The sequence below is a fragment of the Mesorhizobium sp. M1C.F.Ca.ET.210.01.1.1 genome, from assembly GCF_004791585.1.
Classification (GTDB): domain Bacteria; phylum Pseudomonadota; class Alphaproteobacteria; order Rhizobiales; family Rhizobiaceae; genus Mesorhizobium.
Genome location: NZ_SRUU01000068.1, coordinates 1 through 8,862, shown reverse-complemented (window position 1 = coordinate 8,862; position 8,862 = coordinate 1). Strand labels below are relative to the sequence as shown.

5 protein-coding genes and 5 pseudogenes are annotated in these 8,862 nt (G+C 60.1%); 6 read left to right on the top strand and 4 right to left on the bottom strand.

From position 1 onward, the window contains the following. Nucleotides 1-249: 249 nt before the first annotated feature. A complete protein-coding gene (locus EN853_RS32755; protein ID WP_063169368.1) occupies nucleotides 250-1,548 on the bottom strand; it encodes a SidA/IucD/PvdA family monooxygenase in 1,299 nt (432 codons plus the stop codon). A 351-nt stretch (nucleotides 1,549-1,899) separates the two neighbouring features. Between EN853_RS32755 and EN853_RS34410 the strand changes: the two are divergent. Continuing rightward, nucleotides 1,900-2,229: pseudogene (locus EN853_RS34410) on the top strand (GntR family transcriptional regulator); the annotation flags it as partial. 192 nt (nucleotides 2,230-2,421) lie between these two features. Then, a pseudogene (locus tag EN853_RS34405) lies at nucleotides 2,422-2,637 on the top strand (transposase); the annotation flags it as partial. Between the two features lie 100 nt (nucleotides 2,638-2,737). Here EN853_RS34405 and EN853_RS32745 read toward each other — a convergent pair. From EN853_RS32745 to EN853_RS32735, 3 genes and pseudogenes are all read right to left on the bottom strand, one after another. After that, a complete protein-coding gene (locus EN853_RS32745) occupies nucleotides 2,738-3,838 on the bottom strand; it encodes a tyrosine-type recombinase/integrase (protein WP_245454720.1) in 1,101 nt (366 codons plus the stop codon). Between the two features lie 87 nt (nucleotides 3,839-3,925). Next, nucleotides 3,926-4,186, bottom strand: a complete 261-nt coding sequence (locus tag EN853_RS32740) for a hypothetical protein (protein WP_245517257.1) — start codon at nucleotides 4,184-4,186, stop codon at nucleotides 3,926-3,928. Further along, nucleotides 4,183-4,902, bottom strand: a pseudogene (locus EN853_RS32735) (tyrosine-type recombinase/integrase). The gene EN853_RS32740 and the pseudogene EN853_RS32735 overlap by 4 nt, the downstream one beginning before the upstream one ends. A gap of 241 nt (nucleotides 4,903-5,143) precedes the next feature. On the opposite strand from EN853_RS32735, the pseudogene EN853_RS34285 reads away from it, so the two are divergent. The 4 genes and pseudogenes from EN853_RS34285 to EN853_RS35225 form a co-directional block, all read left to right on the top strand. Further along, nucleotides 5,144-5,238, top strand: a pseudogene (locus EN853_RS34285) (transposase); the annotation flags it as partial. A 1,073-nt stretch (nucleotides 5,239-6,311) separates the two neighbouring features. Then, nucleotides 6,312-7,490, top strand: a complete 1,179-nt coding sequence (locus EN853_RS32725; RefSeq protein ID WP_127863020.1) for a Xaa-Pro peptidase family protein — start codon at nucleotides 6,312-6,314, stop codon at nucleotides 7,488-7,490. Between the two features lie 395 nt (nucleotides 7,491-7,885). Continuing rightward, nucleotides 7,886-8,173: pseudogene (locus EN853_RS35230) on the top strand (aldehyde dehydrogenase family protein); the annotation flags it as partial. Then, on the top strand, nucleotides 8,155-8,472 hold the full coding sequence (locus EN853_RS35225) for an aldehyde dehydrogenase family protein (RefSeq protein ID WP_348631623.1): 318 nt from the start codon (nucleotides 8,155-8,157) through the stop codon (nucleotides 8,470-8,472). The pseudogene EN853_RS35230 and the gene EN853_RS35225, both read left to right, overlap by 19 nt. The last annotated feature ends 390 nt before the right edge of the window (nucleotides 8,473-8,862 follow it).

The window sequence follows — 8,862 nt, the reverse complement described above, 5'->3', positions numbered from 1 at the left end:
GCAACCCAACCCTACCGAAGAACATCGATGACCACCGCTACGCCGCTCGCTCGCTACGGCGCTGTTGAGGGCGCGCTCGCGAGCGGCTTCGCTACCGCCGAGCTACACCACTCAGCGGGGCACGACCCGCTACCTTGCTCAAGCGCGAGCAGAGCGATCTGACGCCGTAGGAATATTGCTCGTCCCGCTTTTGCCGCCAGAGGCGGAAATCTTTCCTGAATGCCACCGCCGATCATCAATATCGACGAATCATATCCCGCTGCCCATTTGTTCGACTCCGAGGTCGGGCCAGCACTCCGTCAAGGGACGGTTGATGAACCCTAGATGCTCGGGATTGGCGCATGGCGCGCGCCGCAGAAGGCTGTCAAGGATGCGGCGCGCTCGCCAGGCCAGCAGCCCAAAGTTCGGATCAGCCAGCCCGCGCTGTCCAAGGCAGGCGTTCTGAACGAAAAGGCGTCGGTCTCGCGGTCCGTCCCAGTACACCGAAAAATCCTCGCCGATGGCGAGCTCATTGCCGATCTGTTCGAGGCGATCTGCGATCGGTTCTAGGAAACCCGGCAGCGGTTTCTCGTACCCGGTGGCCAGGATGACGATATCGGCGGTTACTTCTCCGATGTTGTCCAAGCCGCGTTGCAGCGTGAGCCTGTGCCCTGCTCCGGCATTGATGCAGCGCGACACGTTGCAACTTGGCCTCAATGTGATCTCGCATTGGTGTGGCTCGAGAAAGGCGTGGTGGTAGAGCGCCTGATAGACCGCGCGCAACTTGCTTTCTGAAATGCCCTCGGAGGCAAGCGCGAAACGCCGCAGGAACAGCTGTCGATGCACCTCGCTCATCGCAGCAAAACGATCCGAGAAGCATGGCGTGAACAGCCCGTTTGTGAACGCGTGGTCGTCGAAAGGCATCTCGCGCGTCAAGACCCATGTGATCGCCGCGGGCCGCCGTTCTTTCGGCCGGCCGACAAGGTGCAGTAGCAGCTCGGCTCCCGACTGTCCGCCGCCAACAACGCAGACATGCTTTTTTTGCACCTCAGGATTGATGTGGGCCAACTCAGATGAGTGGAACAGGTTGGGTCCAGTCCAGCCATGAAACTGAGGCGGAATTTGCGCCTGCTTGCCTATGTCGATGACGAGGTTTCTTGCATCAAGGACCGCGTTGTCCGTCCGCACGCGAAACTCGCCGTCAAAGCGGATTTCGCGAACGGCCTCGCCGCCACGGACAAGCGGATTCTTCTGGAACGCCCAGTTGAGATATTGGGCGAACTCGGCTCTAAGCACCCCGTGAAATTGCGCATTGAGGAAATTGTAAAGACGCCCGTTCTCGTGGAGGTAGTTTACGAATGTGTAGGCTGATCGCGGATTGACCAGAGTAACCAGATCCTGGAAGTGGCCGACCTGGAGCTCCGCGCAATCGAAAGCGCTGCCTGGATGTCCTCGGAAATCGACCTCCCGGTCCAGGAACAGTGCCCCTTGCGCAATCTCTTCCTGTATCTGACACGCAAGGCTCAAATTAGATGGTCCAGCACCCACACCAATACAAAAGAGGTCCACTTATCCTTACTCCTCTAGGAGTGTTTTCCAACTCAGCGGCATGTTGACGTCGATCGCCGGGCATTGAGCAATGCGAACCTCACAGGCATGCTTGAGCCGCGGTCCCGACTGAGAGGACAGCATAAGCGTGTGCCGCCTTCCAGGTCTTGGGCTCAATGTCGGCGGCATCGACAGCGGCGCGGCGTGATCCGAACCCAAGAGCAGAAGGAAAGTGTGTGATGCTGTCGCGCGGCTCTTCCGGATCTTACGGCGGCTTCTAGCGCCGGCCTCCACCCCAGGAGTGGCTGTTTCCCTGCCACGACGGAAGCGGCTCTTTCTTTCGAGGGGCGTAACCATGGATAATGGCTCTTAATGCTTTCGGAGACTCCCATGCATGCGGCGTGCCGGATAAAGACCCGTCAAACCAACGAGTTCGCGCAGTTCCAGCTCGTCTGGAATCCGACATTGTCGCACGCCCGACGATCGGGCAGGGGAAGCTCCGCGGCAGCGGCCCTTGCACACCGCAGGCTGACAGGGACAGCCGCCGATTTGACGCGCGTCCGGTCGCGTGGTGGCTGCCATGCAGCAAGATATCGAGACGGGCGCTTTGCGGCGGGGGAGCGCCTGCCGACCGAGCCCGAACTGGCTGCGAGCTTTGGCGTTAGCCGCTCAGTCATCCGGGAAGCCGTATCGCGCCTGAAAGCCGTTGGCGTCGGGTCAGCCGTCAGGGGTCCGGCGTGTTTGTCAGCGACGCCCCTTCTGCAGCGTTCTTTCAGGATACGGGGTGCCGAGGTCGGCAGCGGGATCGCTCTGCGCGAGATTCTCGAGCTACGGCTGTGCCTCGAAGTAGAGGAGCCGGGCTTGCGACAGCGGACATCAGAGCGTGTGATCGAGGAGTTCGTTCCAGCCTGGTCGCTGGCGCCGATCGTGCGGGCGCTGCAGACATTACGTGGTGTGGATCTGATCGTTGCCGTGACGTTTGCTACCCAGATTGGCGACGTGCGCCGTTTCGAAAGCCCGCGCCAGCTCATGGGCTATGTTGGCCTTGATCCTGGTGAGTGGTCGACCGGCGAGACAGTCAGACGGGGCGGTATCACCAGGGCAGGGAATCTCCGGCCAGCAACTTGCCATCCTCCAACCGCTTGGCGAACAAGCATACGCCCGTGCCGTCGAAATTGGCCCGGAGCACATAGACCGCGCCCGAGAAAGGCTATATGGCGCGCCACATAATCGTTCTTATGCGTCGGGCGAGATTTTGTGGCGGAGCCGCCCTGACCTGTTCGGGCCGGCCAAACCCAGCTTGCCTCCGCCACATAATATTCAGATGGAGTTCAGCAGTTGCAGAACGGAGTCCTTCGGGCGGAAAAGGCACGCCGTGATCGCCGTTGAGCCGGCCTTCTCCAGTCCATTGCGCATCATCTCGACATCCGCTGCGGGTAGTGGCGACCTGTGCGTGCCCGAGCCAGGCTTGGATCGTCAAAAGATCCACGCCAGACTGGACAAGCTTCATGGCGAGGGAGTGCCGGAAGATGTGCGGCGATATGGGCTTGACGGCCAAGACTGGCCTGGCAGGCACCGTCTTGGCCGCACGCCGCATGATATGGGTCGCTCCGAAACGGGTCAGGCGCTCGTTGCGGGCGCCGACGAATATCGGTCGCGGCTCGTGATGGGAGATCCCGCGCTCGCCCCACAAGGTCGTCAGCGCTCGCGCCAGGTCCTTAAGAATGGCCACGACGCGGTCTCTGCGCCCCTTGCCGCGCGGCAGCACTTGCGGGTGAGAGCGCTCCAATTGAAGGTCATTTGCGTTTACGCCGGTGCCTTCCGAGACCCGGGCGCCGGTCCGTGCCAGGAAGAGCAGAAAGGCTCGGTCGTGCCGACCACGAGGCGTCTTTGGGTCGGGCGCCGCGATGAGGGTATCTACTTCGGCCTTGGTGAGATGGTGCGTTACCTCGATGTGCGCCCGTTTAATGGTAATCGACAGCACGCGTTGGGCCACACCGAAGGACGCCGGATCGGCGGCAGCGACGTGGTGGAAAGAAGATCGGATCGCGGCCAAGCGGGCGTTGCGCGTGGCGACGCAATTGTTCCGCTTCTCCTCGAGTTCGTCGAGAAAAGCGAGAACGAGGTCTCGATCGAGATCTTCGAGCGCCAACGCCGCCGGCTTCTTACGCAACCGGTCGGCGGCAAAGAGGAGCATGCGCAAGGCGTCGCGATAGCTGGCCACGGCCGCGGGAGTCGCATTGCGCTGCTTCGTCAGGCGCCGGCGGAAATAGGACTCCAGGAGCGGCGCCAGGAGCAGGTGTTCGCTCATGCTGCGCCTCCATCGAGGGCGGCACGCTCAGCCGCGATAGCGAGGAGCTCCGCCGAGCCCGTGAGGTAGTAGGCCGTGTCGCTGTAACTAACGTGGCCGAGATATGTGGCGAGCAAAGGCAATAACGCCTGAACGTCGGCGCGCTTGGTGCCAGAGGCTGAGGCGGGTCACGGCAAACCGGTGCCTGAGATCGTGCGGCCTTAACGGCTTACCGCAATCAAAGTCGGCGAGTTTACGGACCGCGGCAAAGCCGTTTTGCAGGCCGGTCGCCGAGAGGCAGTTGCCCCGGGAACTGAGGAAGAAGGCCTGATCCTTGGGTATTGGGAAAGCGGCGTCAAAGGCGGTCATGCGACGCCTCCCGGAAAGGGGAGTGAGACCTCGGCGAGCTGCGAGGTGGCGGCCTTTACGTACAATGCCGTTGTGCTTCGGTGCCCGAGAAGATCGGCGACCTCATTGATCGGCCTTCGCTGCTTGACGAGCTGGGTGGCAAGACTGTGGCGCAGGAGATGCGCACCTGCGACTCGCCCGAGTTCAACCCCGCCATGTCGCAACCGCTTCGGCACGATCCTCGAAACAGGCGACGCTCATTTGAATGCTGCCACTGGCGGCGTGAAGGACAGAAAAAGATTTGGACTATCCACCTTCGGTCGAGCGCGCAGGACATAGTCGGCGAGCGCGGCGCCGGTCTCCTCAAGCAGCGGCGCCACGAGATCCCGGTTGCCCTTGGTGCGCCCGACCGAAACCTCGCCAGCATGCCAGTCGATATCCTGCAGCTGAATTGCGCGTAGCTCACCGTTGCGAATGCCCGTCGTGGCGAGTAGCAGCAGGACGGCTCGATCGCGGATGTCGACCGGCGTCGTTGCGCCGATCGCATCGATTGCGCGCCGAAGGTACCCATGCAAGTCGCGGCGGCAAATGCGCCAAACGCCAATGAGGCGCCTTGGGACGACGCGGTCGAGATCCTGGTCATGGTGGCCAGCCCAACATAAAAACTGAAGAAATGTTCGGATGTGAGAAGTCGCCGCCGTGCGGGTGCCGGTGGTCGCCGATAGCGACACCCGCATCGCCCAACTCTACTACGTTGAGAGCGATGTTTTGGCCGCCGGCACGCCCAGCGCCATGCGCCGCCATCTTCTGCTGGCGGCGAGCGGCTCGGTGTCATCGAGGAACATGAAGTGGCCGCCTTGTCTTAGGCTCTTGATTCCTTGCAGCCCCTCGCTGGAACGACTTCGATCGATCCTCAAAGGGAGTTTGCGCCGCTGCCTTGATGAGTGGGAGCCGTTCGAAGCTTTTTCGATGCGTTCATCGACGCTGTATGACTGGCAGGCCCCAAGTATGGCGGGATGGACGTCTCCGACGCCAAGCGCCTGAAGGCTCTGGATGACGAGAACGCGAAGCTGTAGAAGCTGATCGCAGACCAGTCCATCGGTCCCATCTGTTTTGTCGGCGCGCATCGCTCTTGCCCGCTTGACGAACGTCTTGACATAGCACGGCGAGATCAACCGCACCTCGTGACCAAAGTGCTGCGATCTCGCGCGCCAGTAAGTTGACCACCGCAAATCGAGGCCGACCAGACAGGCAGGCTGCTTCTCGAAAAACCGCAGCACCTCGGCACGGCGGAGCTTCCGGTTGATGATTGAGAACCCGCAGCGTCAGCGCCGTGGATCTGGAATACCTGCTTGGCGATGTCCGGCCCGGTAGCGAATATGCAGGAGGCAAGCCCGTGACGGTCCGATACGTTGCGATAATATCATCGTCGCTGTGAACCGCCCCGGGTTTGCCGGAGGGTGGCTTCAGGGAACGGCTCCTACCTTGTGGCGTTGAAATGACGACCAGTATTTAGCACTCCGATGCTGCGGTTGCGGGCCGTTCCACTCCATCAAACGAGACACTGTTCGCTGATAGTTGTCAGCCTGGATGTTTTGCTCGACCGGCCCCTCGCGCCAGAGCCGTTTGGTGGGGCGTCGCTGCTGGGCCGTTTGGTCCCTTACCCAGCCAGCGGAACAGACGCAGACCCACATACCTCAATACCGACGAACACGCGGCCAGCGCCCACACTGTGGCGGTAATAGTTGTGCCCATCCACGCAGAATGGGGTTTATCTCCCGAAGCTTATCGCCAAGGCAGACGAGATGCTGCCCCGTCCCGTCAGTTGCTTGACCCTGCGACGCCACATCTCGACCGAAGCCACATTACGCACCAAATGTGTTCGAGCACATGGTGCGAAAATCCGCCCGCCCGGATCTGTGAGGGCGAAAGCCACGACCTCAGCCTGCCGGGAACGGAATCACTCGGCGAGACCCCTTCCGTGACCAATGTGGCCATATAAAATCAAGATGAACAGACGCTCGTATCTATATTGGACATTGGCGAACGCGTGCCTAGAGTTCGTGGGCGCTGGCCAAAATCATGACGCCCTTGGTCGCCTCTAAGCTGGTTCTAAAGCTAACGCAGGCAAATCGCCGGGAGAGTAATGCGAAATCTTAATTTCTCGGAAGCTGAGTACAAATCGCGCCTCCGTCGCGTGAAGGAACGCATGCTGACCGAGGGGGTAGATGTACTTGTCGTCACGGAGCCAGCCAACATCTACTATTTGAGTGGCTATGACGCATGGTCATTTTACACCGTGCAGGCCCTGATCGTCTTCCAAGAAGTGGAGACGCCTCTGTGGGTCGGACGGCTTATTGACTCGGCAACCGCGCATGTCACGACCTACCTACCAGCCGACCGCATTGTCCCGTATCCCGACGTCTACGTTCAGGCTGCGGATCGACACGCTGCGCAGTTTATCGCCGATATGATCCTTTGTGACTGTCCTAGCGCAAAAGTGGTGGGAGTTGAGATGGGTGCCTACTACTACACGGCTCGCGATCATGCGGAGCTGGTGAAGGCAATGCCGAACGTCCGCTTCAAGGATGTCGAACTTCTTGTGAACTGGGTCAGGTTCATAAAGAGCGAACAAGAAGTCGCGTACATGCGACAAGCTGGCGAAATCACTGAGCGCATGATGGCTCGCGCTGTTGAAGTCGCGGCCCCGGGTATTAGAGAGTGCGACGTGGCGGCAGCCATCTACCATGCCCAGATGTCGGGAACCGAATCGTGCGGCGGACTTCCCGCGACTAGCCCGCCTCATATGGGATTCGGTGCACGAGCCCGTGAAGCTCATCCGATTTTCAGCGATCGCCCTATCGATCCTAATTCCGTCGCCAATATCGAGATCTCCGGCTGTCGGCTGCGCTATCATGCCCCGATGAGTCGCACGATTTACTTTGGTGAGCCGCCTCAAAACTACCGTGACCTGGCCTCGCACGTCATAGAGGGTATCAACGCATCGCTTGACGTGATGCGGCCGGGGGCAACCTGCGAAATGATCGAGGCAGCATGGCGGAAAACGATGAGCGCTCACGGAATCGAAAAAGAGAGCCGGTTAGGATACTCGATCGGCGCGGCCTATACGCCAACATGGGGCGAGCGTACGGCTAGTATTCGTCGAGGAGATCGCACCGTTCTCCAGCCCGGGGTGGCACTCCACTTGATGGCGGGTCTCTGGCTTGAAGACACCGGTATAACGATCACCCAATCGTTGGTCGTTACGGGCAGAGGTTATGAGGCGCTCACTACAACCCCTCGTGAGCTCATTGTTAAGAACTAAGAAAATCAAGACGATAGTCTGCAGGACGTCACTGAGTATATCTCCGAGATTTACTGTGCAAGATGTTCGATATTCTGCAGAGTTCTGATTTTTGATGCGGCGACAGGATGCTCGTGAAGCAGGTAATAGCGCTCACCAGGTTCGAATGTGGCTGACCGGCTCCGGCGCGCCGGAACTGTCGCCGACCGTTGCCGCCGCACGCATGGTTGTGCTGCCAGGCGATCAGCCTAGTCTGACATAGAATGGAGTAGCAGTCATGAACAGTCACCTCAATTTCTACATCGAGGGCGCCTAGGTCTCGCCTGTCACGCCAGCCGCGCTCGACGTGATCGACCCCTCGACAGAGGAGGCCTGTACGCAAATTTTCCGTCGGCTCGAAGGCGCATGTCGACAAGGCCGTCGATGCTGCGAAGGCTGTGTTCCCGTCCTTCTCGCAGATCACCAAGGCCGAGCGGCTGACGCTGCTGCGCTGCAACCTGGAAATCTACGACGAGCGCTACGAGGACATCGCGCAGGCTGTTTCCTATGAGACGGGTACGCCGATCACATGGGCGCGCGAGGCGCAGGCCTGGGCCGGGCAGGCACATATGAAAGCGGCGATCAAGGCGCTTGAGGACTACGAGTTCTTTCGAGAAGCGCGGGACGATGATGATCGTCGGAGGCGATCGGCGTCTCTGCCCTGATCGCCCTCTGGAGCTGGCCGCTCAACCAGATCGTCTGCAAGGTGGCGCCCGCTCTCGCCGCCGGCTGCACAGTTGTGCTGAAGCCGACCGAGATCGCCCCGATCAGCCGCATTATCGTCGCCGAGATCATGCATGCCGCCGGCACGCCGAAGGGCGTGTTCAACTTGGTCAACGGCACCGGGCCGGATGTCGGACAGGTCATGGCGAGCCACCCCCACGTCGAGCGGCAATACAAAGCCAGCGTCGAAATTGTTGAGGCCGATCTGAACAGAGTCAATCTGAACCATCTCGCCGGCTAAGGATTACTATGATGAGAGGATTTCTAAAATGAGATTGAGCGAATATGTCAATTACGACGCTACCGGACTGGCACTCTAGTCTCAACAGGACAAGTAACCCCCGCGGAGTTGGCGCGGCTAGCCCGAGAGGCTCATGATGAGGTCAATCCTCGCATAAACGCCGTCATCGAGTTCTATGAAGATGCCGAAAACGTGCCTGGCGCGAGCGAGGGTCTTTTCCATGGCGTGCCTTTCCTTCGCAAGGATGCTGGTGAGACGGAAGCGCCGCCTTCAGGAACAAGGAAGCCGTCTGTTCCAAGGCTGTCGCGCTGAAATTGACAGCTATTTTTTTCAAAGCGCTCGGAAGAGCGGGCTCCGAACTATAGGAAGAACGGCCACACCGGAGCTTGG